Here is a 17,895-nt window from a genome sequence, read left to right as displayed (position 1 = left end):
GCTGATCGCACATCGGGTTCATCGAGTCGACACACAGTGTTGATGTCTGTTTGCGCCATGTTCGTCCATGAGCTGCCGTCCCGACGGTGTGGCTGCCTACGATCGGGCCTCGCTCGACGGTGCCATACATCACATGCGAGGGAGCATTCATGACAGAGCGTGCGCAGGCGAACCCCGGTCGCCGGACCGTCCTGGGAGCGGGAGCGGCCGTACTCGGCGCGGCCGCGCTCGGACTTCCCGGCACGGCGGACGCCGCCGAGCGGTCCGGTGGCCACGGCGGCGACCACGGCAGTCGGCTGGACCTTCCCGTGCCGACCGTCATCGGTCACCGCGGCACGAGCGGCTACCGGCCCGAGCACACCCTCGGCTCGTACCAGCTGGCCCTCGACATGGGCGCGCACATCATCGAGCAGGACCTGGTCCCCACCAAGGACGGCCACCTCGTCTGCCGCCACGAGAACGACATCACCGCCACCACCGACGTGTCGGCCCACCCCGAGTTCGCCGGCCGCAGGACCACCAAGAAGGTCGACGGGGTCTCCCTGACCGGCTGGTTCACCGAGGACTTCACCCTCGCCGAGCTGAAGACGCTGCGCGCCAAGGAGCGCATACCGGGCAACCGTCAGAAGAACACCCTCTACGACGGCCGCTGGGAGGTCCCCACCTTCGAAGAGGTGCTCCAGTGGGCCGACCGCGAGGGCCGCAGGCGCGGCAAGCAGATCTGGCTGTACGTCGAGACCAAGCACCCCACCTACTTCCGCGGCCTCGGGCTCGGCCTGGAGGAGCCGCTCGCCAAGCTGCTGCGCCGCTACAACCGCCACCGCACGCAGTCCCCGCTGATCCTCCAGTCCTTCGAACCCAGCAGCATCCAACGGCTGTCGAAGCTCGTCGCCTCCCCGAGCGTCGTCCTGCTCTCCGGCGCCGGATCGCGGCCCTGGGACTTCGTCGCGACCGGCGACCCGCGCACGGTCGACGACCTCGTGGCCCCCGCGGGGCTGAAGTGGATCGCGTCCTTCGCACAGGGCATCGGCCCCACGTTGGACCTGATCATTCCCAAGGACGCGTCGGGCCGGCTCACCACGCCGACGTCCCTCGTCCAGGACGCACATGCGGAGGGCTTGATCCTGCACCCGTACACGATGCGCAACGAGAACTCGTTCCTGCCCGCCGACTTCCGCCGCGGCACCGACCCCAATGCGTACGGCGACGCCTTCGGCGCGTTCCGGACGTATTTCGCGACCGGTATCGACGGGATCTTCTCCGACAACCCGGACACCGCCCTGCTCGCCGCCGAGGACTTCACGAAGAACTGACGCAGCGCTCCGCGTCAGCACCCGGCCGGCCATGCCCCGGTCGGGTGATGCGCCCCGCGGACGGCAACCGTCCGTCCGCGGCGGCGCGTCGGGTGAGGCATGACGCTTCCCGCAGACGCCGCCCCCACCGCCGTCGTGCGCGCCCTGTACCCCCTCGTCAGCGCCGAGGCGATGGCCGAGGCCGGCTGCGCGGCAGCGGGCGCGGCCGTCGAACCCGCCGATCTTGAACAGACCGTCTGGCTGCGGCTGCTGGAACTGCTCGCCGACCGGACACCGCCGGCCGACCCGGCCCGCTGGGTTCGCGACACCGTACGGGAGGAGGCGCGCCGCGCCCGCCGTACCGCGCGGCGCGAACGTCCGTACGCCGACGGGACCGTCCCGGACCCGGCCGACTGCCCCGAGCGGTCCGCCGTCGGCGCCGACGAACGCCGCGCGCTGCACGCCGCGGTGGAGCGGCTGCCCGGACGGTGCGCGAGCCTGCTGGCGGCGATGCTCGCCCCGAGTGATTCCACATACAAGGAAATCGCAGGGAAGTTGGGTATGTCACAAGGCAGTTTGGGGCCGATCCGTTCCCGATGCCTTGGATGTCTGCGCAGAATGCTCGCGGCGGAGGTTGCCGTTCCTGAACTGCGGGGATAGGAGCAGGGGCAACCGGTGGACCAGGTGAGCGGGAGGCATGCACACATGGGCATGAGTGTGATCATCTCGGCGGCGACCGCGGAGGACGCCGAACAGATACTGAAGCTCCAGTACCTCTGTTTTCAGAGCGAGGCGGAGCTCTACGGGAATTACCGCATCGACCCGCTGGTCCAGACCCTTGACTCGGTCCGGGACGAAGTGACCGCGAACCTGGTGTTCGTGGCACGGCTCGGTGACGAAGTCGTCGGCTCGGTACGCGGATCCACCGATCCGGACGGCACCGGAGAGATAGGGAAGCTCTGTGTGCACCCCCGGCTCCAGGGGCACGGGCTCGGCGCCCGGCTACTGAAGGCCGCGGAGTCCGCACTTGCCGATCAGCGGTCGGCCACCCGGTTCCGGCTGCACACCGGGCACCGCAGCGAGACAAATCTGCGGCTCTACCGGCGAGCGGGTTACGCCCCTGTGGGCAGTGCCACCGGTCGGGACGGTGTCCAGCTGATCCTTCTGGAGAAGGACGTCGCGGAACAGGCCTACGTCGCCAGGGCCTAGGAGGTTACGCGTTCTTTGCGCGACGCAGCCAGATCATCCCGGTGACCGGCAGGATCACCGGGATGAACAGGTAGTCCCTGCCGAGGTACGACCAGACGGTGGCGTCAGCGAAGGCGGATGGCTCGACCAGCGTCCACGTACCGACGATCAGTACGCCCGCGAGCTCGGCGGCGCAGCACACCAGCGCCGTCCGGCGCGCCTTCTCGCCGCCGCGCACCAGCGAGTACGTGATGAAGCCGTACACCAGCGCGGCGACGGCCGACAGCACATAGGCGAGCGGCGCCCTGCCGAAGTCCAGGATCATCTGGACGATCGCGCGGGAGGCGGCGGCCACGGTGAACACCCCGTAGAACCAGACCAGTACGCGGCCCGGTCCGGTGCCCAGCTGGAAGCCGGTCTTCTCGCCGGCGGCGCGGCGATCGGTGTCGGTCACGTCAGCTTCCCCAGATGTCGTAGAGCCGTACCTGCAGGACGGCCAGTACGACCGCGCCCGCGGCCACCGTCACCGAGCCCCACCGGGTCCGCTCGGCCAGCGACAGGAAACCCGCTGCGGGCACGGCCGCGAAGGCGCCGATCAGATAACAGATGAAGATCGTCATGCCCTGATCCGGCCGCTCGCCCCGGGCCAGCAGCACGATGCCCACCACCAACTGGGCCAGCGCCAGCAGCGACACCACGGCCATTGCGATGAAGTGCCAGTCCTTGGTCGGCTGGTCCCGGTAGGCGGCGAAACCGCACCAGGCGGCGAGGGCGAGCGCGGCCACGGCGACCGCGACCGTCAGGGCGACAAGCATGAGGCGAGGGTATTACGGACCGGACGGCGTCCCGCGTGCGCCCCCGCGCCCGGGTCGGACCGGTGTGGATGCGCGTGCGCCCCCGCGCCCGGGCGCTGCTTCCGACGGCAGCGATCAAGGCCGTGGCCTTGGCCACAACGCAGGACAGGTCTGGGCCGCTCGACGATGGGTTCCCACCGCCTAGTCGCCGTATCGTCGCAGGTCACGGGCGGTGTCACCGGGAGCGCAGCCGTCCGGTGGGGCGGTCCACGGACTGACCGGACGTGTCCGCTATTCGGACACGCGGGCTCGGTGGAACCTGACGTCTGTTTTACTTGCCCCATGACCACGACGAGCAGCCGCATCCTTGCGACCGAGGCGATCACCACGCCCGGTGCTCGTTGTATGTGTCGAATGCGCGCCTTCTGAGGGCCCCCGCCTGAGCCTCGCGCCCCGAAGCGAGACCGAGCCACTGCCGTCCGCACCCAGCGGAACGAGCCTGCCCCCGCATGCGCTGCCCCCGGTCACCCGCCGCCCGCAGCCCTGCCGAGACCCACGGGCCCGAACATCCGAGTCCGAACCGTCTCATCAGACGAACGCCCCGTGCCCGGCGGACACCGCGCCGTGCACTCGACAGTGACGGAAACCCTGTGATCACCACTACGGGCCTCACGAAGGTCTACCAGTCGCGCGGCCGTGAGGTCACCGCTCTGGACGGCGTCGACCTGCACGTCCGCGAGGGCGAGGTGTGCGGCGTCATCGGACAGAGCGGCGCCGGCAAATCCTCCCTGATCCGCTGCGTCAACCTGCTCGAACGCCCCACCTCCGGCACCGTGACCGTGGCCGGCCAGGACCTCACCGCCCTCGCGGGCCGGGGCCGCCGGGCCGGCAAGGGGCTGCGCGAGGCGCGCAGCCGCATCGGCATGGTCTTCCAGCACTTCAACCTGCTGGCCTCGCGCAACGTCCAGGACAACATCGAGCTGCCGCTCGAGATCCTCGGCGTCCAGGGCCGGGAGCGCACCCGCAAAGCCCTTGAACTTCTTGACCTGGTCGGCCTCGCCGACAAGGCGAAGGCGTACCCCGGCCAGCTCTCCGGCGGTCAGAAGCAGCGCGTCGGCATCGCCCGCGCCCTCGCCGGGGATCCCAAGGTGCTGCTCTCCGACGAGGCGACCTCCGCCCTCGACCCCGAGACGACCCGCTCCATCCTGCAGTTGCTGCGCGACCTCAACCAGCAGCTCGGCCTGACTGTCCTGCTGATCACGCACGAGATGGACGTCGTCAAGACGATCTGCGACTCGGCCGCGCTCATGCGGAAGGGACGCATCGTCGAGTCCGGCACCGTCGGCGAACTGCTCGCCACCCCCGGTTCCGAACTGGCCCACGAGCTGTTCCCGGTCGGGGGTACGGCCTCCGGCCCCGACCGCACGGTCGTCGACGTCACCTTCCACGGCGAGGCGGCGTCCCAGCCGGTGATCTCCCAGCTCTCCCGTACGTACAACATCGACATCTCGATCCTGGGCGCCGCGATGGACACCGTCGGCGGCAACCAGATCGGCCGGATGCGGATCGAGCTGCCCGGCCGATTCGAGGAGAACGTCGTACCCATCGGCTTCCTGCGCGAGCAGGGCCTGCAGGCCGAGGTCGTGGACACGGCCGCCGCCGACATCCCCATCCCCGTACAGACTCCCGCCCCGCTCGCCCAGACCCCGCTCGCCAAGGAGGTGGCCAAGTGACCTGGTCCGAAATGCAGCCACTGCTGTCCCAGGGAACCGTCGACACCCTCTACATGGTGCTGTGGTCCGCGCTCGTCACCGTCCTCGTCGGACTGCCCCTCGGCGTGCTGCTGGTCCTCACCGACAAGGGCGGACTGCTCCAGAACACCGTGGTGAACAAGGTCATCGGCGTGATCGTGAACATCGGCCGCTCGCTGCCGTTCATCATCCTGCTGATCGCCCTGATCCCCTTCACCACCTGGGTCGTCGGCACCTTCATCGGCCCGACCGCGATGATCGTGCCGCTCGCCGTCGGCGCCATCCCGTTCTTCGCCCGGCTCGTCGAGACATCGATCCGCGAGGTCGACCACGGGCTCGTCGAGGCCGTCCAGTCGATGGGTGGATCCATCCCGACGATCGTCCGCAAGGTCCTGCTGCCGCAGGCCCTGCCGTCGCTCGTCTCCGGGATCACCACCACCGTCATCGTGCTCATCGGGTACTCCGCGATGGCCGGCGCGGTCGGTGGCGAAGGACTCGGCTCCAAGGCCGTCACCTACGGATTCCAGCGCTTCGACAACCGGTTCATGCTCATCACCGTCGCGCTGCTCATCGTCATCGTGACCGCGATCCAGCTGATCGGCGACATCGCCGTACGCCTGCTGGCCCGCCGGGGCCGCACCGCCTCCTGAGACTTTCCCTCCGCTCACAAGCCCGAACTCCTTGTCCGGGCGCACCACCCTCACCACCAGAAAGAGGCACTTTTCGTGCGTAAGAACATCAAGATCACCGCAGCTGCCGCCGCCACCGCCGCCCTCGCCTTCGGCCTCACCGCCTGCGGTACGTCGTCCGACCCGGCCTCCAAGAGCGAGACCGGCGCGAAGGCCGACACCTCCAAGGCGCTCGTCGTCGCCGCGTCCCCGACGCCGCACGCCGACATCCTGAACTTCGTCAAGAAGAACCTGGCGGCCAAGGCGGGCCTCAAGCTCGAGGTCAAGGAGTTCACGGACTACGTCCTGCCGAACACCGCCACCGAGAACGGCCAGGTCGACGCCAACTTCTTCCAGCACCAGCCGTACCTCGACGACTTCAACAAGAAGAACAACACCCACATCGTCGCGGTCGCCAATGTGCACCTGGAGCCGCTCGGCCTCTACTCCAACAAGGTCAAGAACCTGAAGGACATCAAGGCCGGCCAGACCATCGCCGTACCGAACGACACCACCAACGAGGGCCGCGCCCTTCAGCTCCTCGCCGCGAACGGCCTGATCACCGTCAAGGACGGCGTCGGCGCCAACGCCAAGATCAGCGACATCACGGACAAGAAGGGCCTGAAGTTCAAGGAGCTGGAGGCCGCAACCGTCCCCCGCGCCCTGAACGATGTCGACGCCGCCGTCATCAACGGCAACTACGCCATCGAGGCCAAGCTCAAGCCCTCCAAGGACGCCCTCGTGCTGGAGAAGGCGGATGGCAACCCGTACGCCAACATCCTCGCCGTGAAGGAGGGCAACGAGAAGGACGCCCGCGTCCAGAAGCTCGTGAAGCTCCTCCACTCCGACGAGGTCAAGAAGTTCATCGAGGACACCTACCAGGGCTCGGTCATCCCCGCCTTCGGCGCCCTCGGCAACTCCTGACATCCGTAACGCATCCGCGTGGCCGAGCCCCGCGCACCCCACCGGGGTGCGCGGGGCTCCGCCGTGCGGACCCGGCCATGCGCAAGGTCCGTCCCATGCTGCATGCTGTGCCTTTACACGGTCTTCGGCATGGAGCTGCGCATGACTTCCACCTTTCCGTCCATCTCCATCAGCACGGATCGGTTGGTGCTGCGCCCCTTCGACATGTCCGACGTTCCCGCGTACGTCGAGATGATGAACGACGAACTCGTCACCGCCTGGACCGGGGCACCCCACCCCTACACCCAGGTCGACGCCGAACGCTGGGTCCGCAGGATCGCTCCTGCACAACGAACGGGCGGCGACGGCATCGTCTTCGCCGTCACAGAATTCCTCACCCAGCGCCTCGTCGGCTCGGTCCGGCTGCGGAACACCGACTGGCGCACCCTCGCCACCGAGGCCGCCTACATCACGGCCCCCTGGGCCCGCGGCGAGGGATACGCCACCGAGTCCGTCCTCGCCGTCGCCCAGTGGCTCTTCCGCGACCAGGGCTTCGAACGCATCGAACTGCGCACCGCCGCCGACAACACCGCCTCCCAGCAGGTCGCCCAGAAGCTCGGCTGCATCAGTGAGGGCGTGCTGCGCAACGCCCGGATAGCGCGCACTCAGACCGAGGACGGCGGCTGGACCGACATCAGGACCGACCTGATCGTCTGGGGCCTGCTCCCCGAGGACCTCGACGGAGTCGCCGAGCAGCTGGCCGACGCGGGTGGCTACAGCACCTACAGCGACTGGAACTGACGCAGGGGACGGCACCGGTACGGACCGGTCGAGGACCGGATAGTCTCACCCTGCCCGCCCTCTCGTGGGCAGCCCACCTGCGACGACTTCAGGAGACTGACGACAGATGGCCGACCGGGTCACGGTGATCGGCTGGGACGGCTCGCCCCTGACCGCGGTGGCCACGGCCGCGCTCTCGGCCGCCACCCTCGTCGCGGGCGCCGCCCACCACCTCGCTCTCCCCGAAGTCCCGGCAGCAGCCGAACGGATCCGCCTCGGCTCCATCGACCTCGCCGCCCGCAGGATCGCCGGCCACCGCGGCACCGCCGTGGTCCTCGCCGACGGCGACCCCGGCTTCTTCGGGGTCGTACGCAACCTCCGCGCACCCGAACACGGCCTGGAAGTCGAAGTCGTGCCCGCCGTGTCGGCCGTGGCCACCGCGTTCGCCCGCGCCGGAATGCCCTGGGAGGACGCCCAGATCGTCGTCGCCCACCCCCGCACCCTGCGCCGCGCCGTCAACGTCTGCCGTGCCCACCACAAGGTCGCCGTCCTCACCTCGCCCGGCGCGGGACCCGCCGAACTCGCCCTGCTCCTCGACGGCGTCCACCGCACCTTCGTCATCTGCGAGGAACTCGGGACCGCACGCGAGCAGGTCACCGTCGTCACCTCCGACAAGGCCGCCGACCACGTCTGGCGCGACCCGAACGTGGTGATCGTCATCGGCAGCGGACCCGAACAGCAGACCACCGGTGGCTGGATCTCCGGCCGCCACCCCCACGGCGTACGGGGCTGGGCGCTGCCCTCCGACGCCTACCCGGACAGCGCCGCCGACCCCGAAGGCGAGTCCCCGGGACTGCGCGCCGCCCAACTCGCCCGCCTCGGCCCGCGTGTGGGCGACCTCGTCTGGGACATCGGCTCCGGCAGCGGCGCCCTCTCCGTGGAGGCGGCGCGGTTCGGTGCGGCGGTCCTGGCGGTCGACAGCGACCCGGACGCCTGCGCCCGAACGGCCGCCGCTGCCCGCGCCTTCGGCGTGCAGCTCCAGGTCGTCCAGGGCCGCGCACCTCATGTGCTGGAGCGGCTGCCCGAGCCGGATGTCGTACGGATCGGGGGCGGCGGCGTCCCCGTCGTCACCGCCGTCGCCGACCGCCGGCCCGAACGGATCGTCACCCACGCCTCGACCCGCGACGAGGCCGAAGCGCTCGGCGCCGCACTCACCGGAAACGGCTACACGGTCGAGTGCGCACTCCTGCAGTCCGTCGAACTCGACACGTCCGCATGGGCGGAGCGCGAACGGTCGGTTGTGTTTCTGCTCTCGGCGGTGCGATCGGACCTCGCCCCGTGACCCGGTCGGCGTACCGCGCGAGGTAGGCTGGCCGATCGTTGCACCGCACCTGGACGTTCGTCGTTTCGTTCGTCAATGTCCGGAAAAGGGGACCGTTTTGGGTCCCGTTGTGGTACGGCAAACCCCGGGGGACGCGCAACGTGGCGCAGCCCACAGCGAGCCGTGGCAGAACTACCTGTCGCGGCGGCGAACGGCCGCGAGAATGTTGTACGTCCGCGTCTGATTCGTGCCGCGCGGCGAGCCCGCTCGTTCTTCATGACGAGCACCGGCGTGCCGTGTTCGGGCGTCCCGGGCGAAGGGCCGAAGGAGCACTGACGATGGGCGAGGGGTACGCATGAGTGACACCGGCCAGATCCCGGGCGAGGGACTGCCGGAGAACGCAGGCATGGTGGAGCAACCGGGCATCCCCGCCCCGGGTGCGTACACCTTCCTCGACCCCTCCGAGCATGTGTCCGAGGACGACGACCTTCTGCTGATGCCGAGCCCGCAGGGCGCCTGGAGCGACCAGCAGGTCGCCCCGGTCCCCGGTCAGCCGACGGACGGCGGAGCCGTGCAGGCGCAGGCACCCGTGGCCGAGCAGGCCGCCTACCAGGCGCAGCCGCAGGGCCGGCCCGCCATGCAGGCCGCGCAGGCCCAGGGACCCGTGCAGGTCCAGGCGCCGGACCCGGCGGTGTACGCCGTGCAGCAGGCGGTGGCCGGAGCGATGACCGAGACCGGGCAGGGCACGCACGAGTCCGGCGGCCGCGACTCCGGTGCCGTCGACCTCAATGGCGTACGTATGCCGGCCCAGGCCCCCGCTCCCGCACAGGCTGCGGCGGCGCAGGCCGCCGCCCCCGTACGCCGACCGCTGCACCGCGGCCCGGCCTCGGGCGAGTCGACCCCGTCGTACGGCGGGACGCCGACCGGCGGAGTGGTCCGTTCGCTCGCCGACCGAGGACCGGCGGGCGCGCCGCAGACCCCGATGCCCGCACGGCAGGCGGGACCGCTCACCATCGGTCCCGAGTACTTCGACCAGCCGGGCACCGAAGCAGCTGTGGTGCCGGGCCCGCAGCTCGGCGAGATCCCGCCGCAGGGCGGGAGCCCGTGGGCGGCCCATGCGCCGGAGCCGGTCGCGGCGTCCGTGGCCGCGGAACCCGTCGCAGAAACGGTCGTTCCGGAGTTCGTCGAGCCCGCCCCGGTGGCCGAACCGGCTGCAGCGCCGGTCGCCGCGCCGGCTGCGGCCGAGGTTCCGTCCGAGCCGTCCGCGGAAGCCGCCGCTTCGGTGGAGACGCCGGTGGAAGCAGCGCCCGCAGGCCAGTTCGTGCCGGTGGAGGGGTCGGTACCGACCACCCCGCAACTGGCCCCGACGCCGGTCGCGGAGCCGGTCGTGGCATTCGAGCCCGCGCCCGAACCCCAGCCCGAGCGTGGGGCGATCGCCGTCGAGCCCGCACCGGTCCCGGTCATCGAGACGGCCGAGACCGTCCATCCGGTGGAGGCGGTCGAAGCACCGGCCCCCGAGCCGGTCGCGGCCGCCGAGCCGGTCGCCGTTCAGGAGCCGGTCGCGGCCCCCGAGCCGGTCGCCGTTCAGGAGCCGGTCGCGGCCCCCGAGCCGGTCACTGTTCAGGAGCCGGTCGCGGCCCCCGAGCCGGTCGTCGCCCCTGAGCCCGCCGCCGCTCCGGAGGAGCCCGCCCCCGCACCCGTCCTCGTGGCCGAGGCGGCGCCCGAGACGGTGACGGCCCCCGAACCGGAGCCCGAAACCGGCCCCGAGGTCATTGAGACCCCGGACGTCACGGCCCCCGTGGCCGACGCGGCCCCTGCGGTTGCCGCCGAGCCCGCAGAGGTCTCCGGGCACACGGAGCCGGCCGACACGGAGCCTGTTGCGGACGAGCAGCCCGTCGAACCGGCCCAGGCCACGACCGCGGCGGAGCCCGAGGCCGCGGAGGCCGCGGCGGAGACCGAGGATCCCGCCTCCGCACCCGCCCCGGGCTACGACGACGCCGAGCGCGAAGCCGTCCTCCGGGTGATGCGCGAACGCCGCGACATCCGCAACGGCTTCCGCAGCGACCCCATCCCGCACGAGGTCCTGCTCCGCGTCCTCGAAGCCGCCCACACGGCGCCCAGTGTCGGCCACTCGCAGCCCTGGGACTTCGTCGTCATCCGCTCGGCGGAGACCCGCCGCTCCATGCACGAACTGGCGCAGCGTCAGCGTGACGCCTACGCCAAGTCGCTGCCCAAGGGCCGGGCCAAGCAGTTCAAGGAACTGAAGATCGAGGCGATCCTCGAGACCCCGGTCAACATCGTCGTCACCGCCGATCCCACCCGCGGCGGCCGCCACACGCTCGGCCGGCACACCCAGCCGCAGATGGCCCCGTACTCCTCGGCGCTCGCCGTCGAGAACCTGTGGCTCGCCGCTCGCGCGGAGGGCCTCGGCGTCGGCTGGGTCAGCTTCTTCGACGAGCGGGAAATGGTCCGCGCCCTGGGCCTGCCCGAGCACCTCGAAGTCGTCGCATACCTCTGTGTCGGTTACGTCGACGAGTTCCCCGAGGAGCCCGAACTGATGCAGGCGGGCTGGTCCAAGCGCCGCCCGCTGTCCTGGGTCGTCCACGAGGAGACGTACGGCCGCCGCGCCCTGCCCGGCGAGGAACCGCACGACCTGCTGCAGGAGACCATCTCCAACATCCGCCCGCTGGATGCCAAGGCGCTCGGCGAGGCGTGGGAACGCCAGAAGCGGATGACCAAGCCGGCCGGTGCGCTCGGCATGCTGGAGATCATCTCCGCACAGCTCTCGGGTCTCTCCCGGATGTGCCCGCCGCCCATCCCGGAGCCCGCGGCCGTCGCGATCTTCGCCGGGGACCACGGGGTGCACGCCCAGGGCGTCACCGCGTGGCCGCAGGAGGTCACCGGCCAGATGGTCGCCAACTTCCTCGGCGGCGGCGCGGTCTGCAACGCGTTCGCGTCCCAGGTGGGCGCCGAAGTGTGCGTGGTCGATGTCGGCGTCGCCACGGAGCTGCCCGCGACACCCGGCCTGCTGCCCCGCAAGGTGCGCGCCGGCACGGCCGACTTCACCACCGGCCCCGCCCTGACCCGCGAGGAGGTCCTCTCGGCCATCGAGGTCGGCATCGAGACCGCCCGCGACCTGGTCGCGGCGGGCAACAAGGGCCTGCTCATCGGTGAGATGGGCATCGCCAACACCACCGCGTCCGCCGCACTCATCTGCGTGTACACGGGCATGGACCCGGCCGAGGTGACCGGTCGCGGCACCGGCATCAATGACGAGATGCACGCCCGCAAGGTCGACGTGGTCCGCCGGGCCCTCGAACTGCACCAGCCCGACCCGGCCGACCCGATCGGTGTACTCGCCGCGGTCGGTGGCCTGGAGCACGCCGCGATGGCAGGCTTCCTGCTCGGCGGCGCCTCGCTCCGTACGCCCGTCATCCTGGACGGCGTCAGCGCGGGCGCCGCGGCCCTGGTCGCCCGGGCGATCGCCCCCGAGGCCCTCGCCGCATGCATCGCCGGCCACCGCAGTGCCGAGCCCGGCCACGTAGCCGCGCTCAACAAGCTGGGTCTGCGCCCGCTGGTCGACCTCGACCTCCGCCTCGGCGAAGGAACGGGCGCGCTGCTGGCGCTCCCGATCGTGCAGAGCGCGGCGCGGGCGATGCACGAGGTGGCAACGTTCGACGCGGCAGGCGTCACCGAGAAGTAGCGCTCGGCCGTGCTCGGCCCGGCCGGCGATTGAGACGCTAGGCCGGGCCGAGCCACGGTTTCGGGCAGGGGTCGGGCAGGGGACAGCTCGGCGCAGCGCCCCCAGCCGCCCCACCGGCCCGCCCCGCGCCCCGACGCACCCCGTATCGTGGACCCACGCCCCACAAAACCGCACGTCACAGCGCCGCTCCACCGCCGCAGCGGCCCGCACCCCGCATTGCACGAGGAGCCCGCACCGCCATGGCCGAGCACGCCGATCACCCCGCGTACCCCGTCGGACTGCGCCTGAGCGGGCGCCGCGTCGTCGTCGTCGGCGGCGGCCAGGTCGCGCAGCGCCGCCTCCCCGCGCTCATCGCGGCGGGTGCCGACATCACCCTCGTATCACCGTCCGCGACTGCGTCGGTCGAGGCGATGGCCGACGCCGGTGAGATCCGCTGGGAGCGCCGCCGGTACGAGGACGGGGACCTGACCGACACCTGGTACGCGCTCATCGCCTCCGACGACGCGGCTGCGAACGACGCCGCGTCCGCCGAGGCCGAGCGCACCCGCACCTGGTGCGTGCGCAGCGACAACGCCGACGTGGCCACCGCCTGGACCCCGGCCACCGGTCGCAGCGAGGGCGTGACCGTCGCCGTCCTCTCCACCGACGCCCAGGGCCGCGACCCGCGCCACTCCGCCGCCGTCCGCGACGCCATCGTCGAGGGCCTGCGCGACGGCACGCTCGCCGCCCCGCACCACCGCAGCCGCCCTGCCCCCGGTGTCTCCCTGGTCGGCGGCGGCCCCGGCGACCCCGACCTGATCACCGTGCGCGGCCGTCGCCTCCTCGCCGAGGCCGATGTCGTCATCGCCGACCGGCTCGGCCCGCGCGACCTGCTCGACGAACTGCCGCCGCACGTCGAGGTGATCGACGCGGCGAAGATCCCGTACGGCCGTTTCATGGCGCAGGAGGCGATCAACCAGGCGCTCATCGAGCACGCCAAGGCGGGCAAGGCCGTCGTCCGGCTCAAGGGCGGCGACCCGTTCGTCTTCGGCCGGGGAATGGAGGAGGCGCAGGCGCTCGCCGCCGAGGGCATCCCGTGCACCGTCGTCCCGGGCATCTCCAGCTCGATCTCCGTACCCGGCGCGGCCGGAATCCCCGTCACCCACCGCGGGGTGGCGCACGAGTTCACCGTTGTCAGCGGTCATGTCGCCCCCGACGACGAGCGTTCGCTGGTCGACTGGGCAGCGCTCGCGCGGCTGCGCGGCACCCTCGTGCTGCTGATGGCCGTCGACAAGATCGGCGCCATCGCCAAGGCCCTCATCGCCCACGGCAAGTCTCCGGACACCCCGGTCGCCCTGGTCCAGGAGGGCACCACGGCATCCCAGCGCCGCGTCGACGCGACCCTCGCGACCGTCGGCGAACGGGCCGTCGCCGAAGAGGTGCGGCCCCCGGCCGTGATCGTCATCGGCGATGTCGTCGCGGTCGGCACGGACTCCGCCCCGCACCCCGCCGAGTAACCAGCGGTAACGGATCTTTTCCAAGCCGTTGGCACCACACACCGGACAAGGCAGTATCAACCTGTGGCAGATCTCATCACCGTCGACGACCCCGACGACCCTCGCCTGCGCGACTACACGGGCCTGACCGACGTCGAACTCCGGCGCAGGCGGGAGCCGGCCGAAGGACTCTTCATCGCCGAGGGCGAGAAGGTGATCAGACGCGCCCGGCACGCCGGGTACGAGATGCGCTCGATGCTGCTCTCCGCGAAGTGGGTCGATGTGATGCGTGACGTCATCGACGAGGTTCCGGCCCCGGTGTACGCGGTCAGCCCGGAGCTCGCCGAACGCGTCACCGGCTACCACGTGCACCGCGGCGCACTCGCCTCCATGCAGCGCAAGCCGCTGCCGACGGCCGAGGAACTGCTGACGACGACCCGCCGCCTCGTCGCCGTGGAGGCGGGCAACGACCACACCGACATCGGCGCGGTGTTGCCTTTGGGGCTGCGAGAACGTGCAGCTCGGCGCATCGCCGTGTTCGAGGACATCGTCGATCACGCCAACCTGGGGGCCGCGTTCAGGAACGCCGCTGCCCTGGGCGTCGACGCGGTCCTCCTGACCCCGCGCTGCGCTGATCCTCTGTACCGGAGGTCCGTGAAGGTCTCGATGGGGGCCGTCTTCCAGGTGCCGTGGACTCGCCTGGGGGCCTGGCCGAAGGATGTCGAGGTCTTGCGTTCCGCGGGCTTCATGGTCGCCGCACTCTGCTTGAGCGGCCGAGCCATCACCCTCGACGAACTCGCCGCGCGGAACGACGAGAAACTCGCCCTGGTCTTCGGCACGGAAGGCGCCGGCCTCACCCCCGGGACCCTTGCCGCAGTCGACGAGCACGTCCGCATCCCGATGGACGCCGGTGTGGACTCTCTCAACGTGGCAGCCGCCTCGGCCGTGGCCTTCTACGCCACCCGGCCGCGAACTGCCTGAACCCGGCGTACAGGCCGACCCGTCGGCCGCCATCTGCGGTTTTGCCTTCGGAAGGGCCTCCGACCCGCGCCGGAGGCCCTTTCTGGGCTTTCAGCGGATTGCCGCTTTAGGCCGCAAGAAGTCCCTCCGAAGTCCCTCGGACAGCGCTGAAAGTCCCTGAACCCGGGTGCGTCATCACGTCGTTCAGTCAGGGGCACTCGCTGGGGTGTCCATCGGCGTCCGCTTGTGAGCACGGCGTAAACCAGTTGTGACGTTCCGTCGGGAAATCTCCCCCGCATGGCACCGGCGAATTCACGCCATGTCATGTATCCGCCATCGCACGCTCTCTTGTCAAGGACATGATCATTACTGATGGTCGTCCCGGCGGGTGAATTCCATCCGCTGTCGACCGAGAACCAGCGCAAGGGTCGACCCCCAGCTCAACAGTATGGAGTCACACATTGCGCACTTCGAGGAATCCGAGACCGGCCGCGCGGAAGATCTCCGCGCGGCTGGCTGCTTTAACCGCAGCGGCCGTCGCCGTCACGGTTGCGGGCTTCCCCGCCGCCCAGGCCGCCACCGGCGCCGCAGCAGCCACTCCGGGCACCGCCGCCACCGCGACGCATCCTGGGGTGGAACAGGTCTGCAGCACGCCCAAGAAGGGCGAGTTCAGCTGCTTGGCGCTGCGTCGCACCGACGTCGAGGGCGTCAAGGGCGTCCAGCCGACGGCCGCTACGCCGAACGGCTTCGGCCCCGCTGACTTGCAGGGCGCATACAACCTGCCGGCGAACGGCGGAGCGGGCCAGACGATAGCCATCGTCGACGCCTACGACGACCCGACCGCCGAGGCCGACCTGGCCGTCTACCGCCAGCAGTACGGCCTGCCCGCCTGAACCACCGACAACGGCTGCTTCAAGAAGATCGACCAGCGCGGTGGCACGAACTACCCGGCTCCGAACGCCGGTTGGGCGGGCGAGATATTGCTCGACCTCGACATGGTGTCCGCGGCCGCCCCCAACGCCCACATCCTGCTGGTCGAGTCCGACAGCGCCAGCTTCGAGGACATCGGCGCGGCCGTCGACCAGGCCGTCGCGCAGGGCGCCAAGTACGTGTCCAACTCCTACGGAACCGGCTGCGACTCCACGCCGGGCAGCGGTGAGGACCCGTCCGAGACCACGGAGTTGGACGCCCATGACAACCACCCGGGCGTGGCGATGGTCGCCTCCTCCGGCGACAGCGACTACGGAGTCTCCTACCCGGCCGCCTCGCAGTACGTGACCTCGGTCGGCGGCACCGCCCTGAAGCGGGACACCACCACCAGCCGCGGCTGGTCCGAGTCGGTGTGGCACAACAGCTACGGCGGTCCGGGCTCGGGCTGTTCGCTGTACGAGCCCAAACCGGCCTTCCAGACCGACACGGGTTGTGACAAGCGGGCCGTCGCTGACGTCGCCGCGGTCGCCGACCCGGTCACCGGCGTCTCGGTGTACCAGACCTACGGCGGATCCGGCTGGTCCGTGTACGGCGGCACCAGTGCCTCGTCGCCGATCATCGCGGGTGCGTACGCCGCGGCCGGCACCCCGGCCGAGGGCAGCTACCCGAACTCGTACCCGTATAAGAAACCGTCCGCGCTCAATGACGTGACGCAGGGTTCCAACGGCAGCTGCAACCCGTCGTACCTCAGCTTCACCAATCAGACCGGAAACATCGACGTCAGCACTGACGGCGGTGCGACCTGGACCAACGTCTGGAACCGCACCACCACCCTGACCGGCCCGGCCCACGTCGAGGTTCCGCTGACCGACTACGCCGGGAAGCCCGGCGTGCAGCTGCGGTTCCACTTCACGGGCAGCTACGGCTACTGGTGGGAGCTCGACAACGTGTTCGTGGGCAAGCGGACCTACGAGCCTGTCAACGGTGGTCTGGTGGCCGGCACCGTAAAGGACGCCAACACCGGCGACAGCGTCGTCGGCGCCACTGTCGTCAACACCGACGCCTCGCAGGACAAGGCCATCACCGCGGCCACCCCGGACGACCCGGCGCTCGGCGGCGGCTTCTACTGGATGTTCACCACCAAAACCGGCAGCCACCCTTCACCGCCTCCAAGTCGCACTACGCCGACCTGGACAAGTCGGTGGACGTGGCGGCGGACAGCGCCAACAAGGCGAACTTCAGCCTGAAGGCCGGCAAGCTGGCGTTCACCCCCGGCTCGATCGACAAGACGGTCGACTGGGGCAAGAAGGCCACCCAGGACCTGACGGTGAAGAACACCGGCGGTGCGCCTGCCAGCCTCACCCTGGGCGAGCAGCCGGGCGGCTTCACCCAGCTGGTCAAGGGCGGCGCGCCGCTCAACCTGGTGAAGGGCAACTACTCCCCGCTGGCCCTCAGCAAGGGCAAGACCGCGGATGCGGCTCCGGCGGCCGACGCGGCCGGTGACGCCTGGCAGCCGGTGGCCAACCTGCCGACCGCTGTGCAGGACAACGCGGTCGCCGTCTACGACGGCAAGGTCTACTCCGCCTTCGGCTACACAGGCAGCGCGGACACCAACGCGCTGTACGCCTACGACCCCGACAGTGGCTCCTGGACCAAGCTGGCCTCCGCGGCCGACACCCGCGAGGGCAACCCGGCCCACGGCTTCATCGGCGGCAAGCTGTACGTGGTCGGCGGCTGGGGTGCCAGCGGCGCCCCCGACGCCAAGCTGGAGGTCTACGACCCGGCGTCGAACAGCTGGTCCACCAAGGCGTCCTCGCCCAAGCCGTACGCCGGTTCGGGCAGCGTGGTGCTCGGCGGCAAGCTGTACGTCGTCGGCGGCTGCACCAGCAGCTGTGGCACCACGGACGCTACGGTCTACGACCCGTCGTCGGACAGCTGGTCCCAGATCGCCTCCTACCCGGAGCCGATCTCCTGGCAGTCCTGCGGCGGCATCGACGGCAAGCTCTACTGCGCCGGTGGCAGCAGCGGCACCAGTTCGACCAAGCACGCCTACGTCTACGATCCGGGCGCCGACAGCTGGTCGCCCATCGCCGACATGCCCGCCGACCTGTGGGGCTCGGCGTACGGCGT

The 17,895-nt window shown here is 70.7% G+C and carries 16 protein-coding genes; 14 read left to right on the top strand and 2 right to left on the bottom strand.

From position 1 onward, the window contains the following. Positions 1-149 precede the first annotated feature (149 nt). The 3 genes from AB0915_RS20465 (at position 150) to AB0915_RS20455 (ending at position 2,501) form a co-directional block, all read left to right on the top strand. Positions 150-1,313, top strand: coding sequence for a glycerophosphodiester phosphodiesterase (locus tag AB0915_RS20465; protein ID WP_366692440.1), 1,164 nt, complete (start codon positions 150-152; stop codon positions 1,311-1,313). Between the two features lie 99 nt (positions 1,314-1,412). Continuing rightward, positions 1,413-1,952 (top strand): sigma-70 family RNA polymerase sigma factor, encoded by a 540-nt coding sequence (locus AB0915_RS20460; protein WP_366692439.1) that lies wholly within the window; start codon positions 1,413-1,415, stop codon positions 1,950-1,952. 45 nt (positions 1,953-1,997) lie between these two features. Beyond that, on the top strand, positions 1,998-2,501 hold the full coding sequence (locus AB0915_RS20455; RefSeq protein ID WP_366692438.1) for a GNAT family N-acetyltransferase: 504 nt from the start codon (positions 1,998-2,000) through the stop codon (positions 2,499-2,501). A gap of 4 nt (positions 2,502-2,505) precedes the next feature. Here the strand turns inward: AB0915_RS20455 and AB0915_RS20450 are convergent, their stop codons facing one another. Together AB0915_RS20450 and AB0915_RS20445 are read right to left on the bottom strand one after the other, a co-directional pair. Further along, entirely contained in the window at positions 2,506-2,934 is a 429-nt protein-coding gene (locus AB0915_RS20450; RefSeq protein WP_358862079.1) for a hypothetical protein, read from the bottom strand. Between the two features lies 1 nt (position 2,935). Next, positions 2,936-3,295, bottom strand: a complete 360-nt coding sequence (locus AB0915_RS20445) for a hypothetical protein (RefSeq protein WP_366692437.1) — start codon at positions 3,293-3,295, stop codon at positions 2,936-2,938. 629 nt (positions 3,296-3,924) lie between these two features. Between AB0915_RS20445 and AB0915_RS20440 the strand changes: the two genes are divergently transcribed. From AB0915_RS20440 to AB0915_RS20390, 11 genes are all read left to right on the top strand, one after another. Then, positions 3,925-5,007 carry an ATP-binding cassette domain-containing protein gene (locus tag AB0915_RS20440; RefSeq protein ID WP_366692436.1) on the top strand — a complete coding sequence of 361 codons (1,083 nt, stop codon included), beginning with the start codon at positions 3,925-3,927 and terminating at the stop codon, positions 5,005-5,007. Beyond that, the gene (locus tag AB0915_RS20435) at positions 5,004-5,675 is read left to right on the top strand and encodes a methionine ABC transporter permease (RefSeq protein WP_366692435.1); all 672 of its coding nucleotides are present in this window, start codon (positions 5,004-5,006) and stop codon (positions 5,673-5,675) included. The genes AB0915_RS20440 and AB0915_RS20435 overlap by 4 nt, the downstream gene beginning before the upstream one ends. A gap of 75 nt (positions 5,676-5,750) precedes the next feature. After that, positions 5,751-6,617, top strand: a complete 867-nt coding sequence (locus tag AB0915_RS20430) for a MetQ/NlpA family ABC transporter substrate-binding protein (RefSeq protein WP_366692434.1) — start codon at positions 5,751-5,753, stop codon at positions 6,615-6,617. A 102-nt stretch (positions 6,618-6,719) separates the two neighbouring features. Beyond that, on the top strand, positions 6,720-7,397 hold the full coding sequence (locus AB0915_RS20425) for a GNAT family N-acetyltransferase (protein WP_366692433.1): 678 nt from the start codon (positions 6,720-6,722) through the stop codon (positions 7,395-7,397). 106 nt (positions 7,398-7,503) lie between these two features. Then, a complete protein-coding gene (gene cbiE, locus AB0915_RS20420; RefSeq protein ID WP_366692432.1) occupies positions 7,504-8,718 on the top strand; it encodes a precorrin-6y C5,15-methyltransferase (decarboxylating) subunit CbiE in 1,215 nt (404 codons plus the stop codon). A gap of 334 nt (positions 8,719-9,052) precedes the next feature. Then, positions 9,053-12,400, top strand: a complete 3,348-nt coding sequence (gene cobT, locus AB0915_RS20415) for a nicotinate-nucleotide--dimethylbenzimidazole phosphoribosyltransferase (RefSeq protein WP_366692431.1) — start codon at positions 9,053-9,055, stop codon at positions 12,398-12,400. 239 nt (positions 12,401-12,639) lie between these two features. Further along, complete coding sequence (cobA, locus tag AB0915_RS20410; RefSeq protein ID WP_366692430.1) at positions 12,640-13,896, top strand: uroporphyrinogen-III C-methyltransferase; 1,257 nt, start codon at positions 12,640-12,642, stop codon at positions 13,894-13,896. A 63-nt stretch (positions 13,897-13,959) separates the two neighbouring features. Further along, positions 13,960-14,856, top strand: a complete 897-nt coding sequence (locus tag AB0915_RS20405) for an RNA methyltransferase (RefSeq protein WP_366692429.1) — start codon at positions 13,960-13,962, stop codon at positions 14,854-14,856. Between the two features lie 440 nt (positions 14,857-15,296). After that, positions 15,297-15,728, top strand: a complete 432-nt coding sequence (locus AB0915_RS20400; protein ID WP_366692428.1) for a hypothetical protein — start codon at positions 15,297-15,299, stop codon at positions 15,726-15,728. Between the two features lie 102 nt (positions 15,729-15,830). Then, positions 15,831-17,012 (top strand): hypothetical protein, encoded by a 1,182-nt coding sequence (locus tag AB0915_RS20395; protein WP_366692427.1) that lies wholly within the window; start codon positions 15,831-15,833, stop codon positions 17,010-17,012. Next, positions 16,973-17,895: kelch repeat-containing protein (locus AB0915_RS20390; protein ID WP_366692426.1), on the top strand; the 923-nt coding region annotated here is incomplete at its 3' end. The genes AB0915_RS20395 and AB0915_RS20390, both read left to right, overlap by 40 nt.

The organism is Streptomyces sp. NPDC048411 (assembly GCF_040704695.1).
Lineage (GTDB): Bacteria > Actinomycetota > Actinomycetes > Streptomycetales > Streptomycetaceae > Streptomyces.
This window is presented reverse-complemented; position numbering and strand designations above follow the sequence as displayed.

Excerpts from the sequence above, each read along its gene's own strand:
- AB0915_RS20465 (WP_366692440.1), top strand. The coding sequence starts at position 150 with ATGACAGAGCGTGCGCAGGCGAACCCCGGTCGCCGGACCGTCCTGGGA.
- AB0915_RS20460 (WP_366692439.1), top strand. The coding sequence starts at position 1,413 with ATGACGCTTCCCGCAGACGCCGCCCCCACCGCCGTCGTGCGCGCCCTG.
- AB0915_RS20455 (WP_366692438.1), top strand. The coding sequence starts at position 1,998 with ATGGGCATGAGTGTGATCATCTCGGCGGCGACCGCGGAGGACGCCGAA.
- AB0915_RS20445 (WP_366692437.1), bottom strand. The coding sequence starts at position 3,295 with ATGCTTGTCGCCCTGACGGTCGCGGTCGCCGTGGCCGCGCTCGCCCTC.
- AB0915_RS20425 (WP_366692433.1), top strand. The coding sequence starts at position 6,720 with ATGCTGTGCCTTTACACGGTCTTCGGCATGGAGCTGCGCATGACTTCC.
- cbiE (WP_366692432.1), top strand. The coding sequence starts at position 7,504 with ATGGCCGACCGGGTCACGGTGATCGGCTGGGACGGCTCGCCCCTGACC.
- cobT (WP_366692431.1), top strand. The coding sequence starts at position 9,053 with ATGAGTGACACCGGCCAGATCCCGGGCGAGGGACTGCCGGAGAACGCA.
- cobA (WP_366692430.1), top strand. The coding sequence starts at position 12,640 with ATGGCCGAGCACGCCGATCACCCCGCGTACCCCGTCGGACTGCGCCTG.
- AB0915_RS20395 (WP_366692427.1), top strand. The coding sequence starts at position 15,831 with ATGGTGTCCGCGGCCGCCCCCAACGCCCACATCCTGCTGGTCGAGTCC.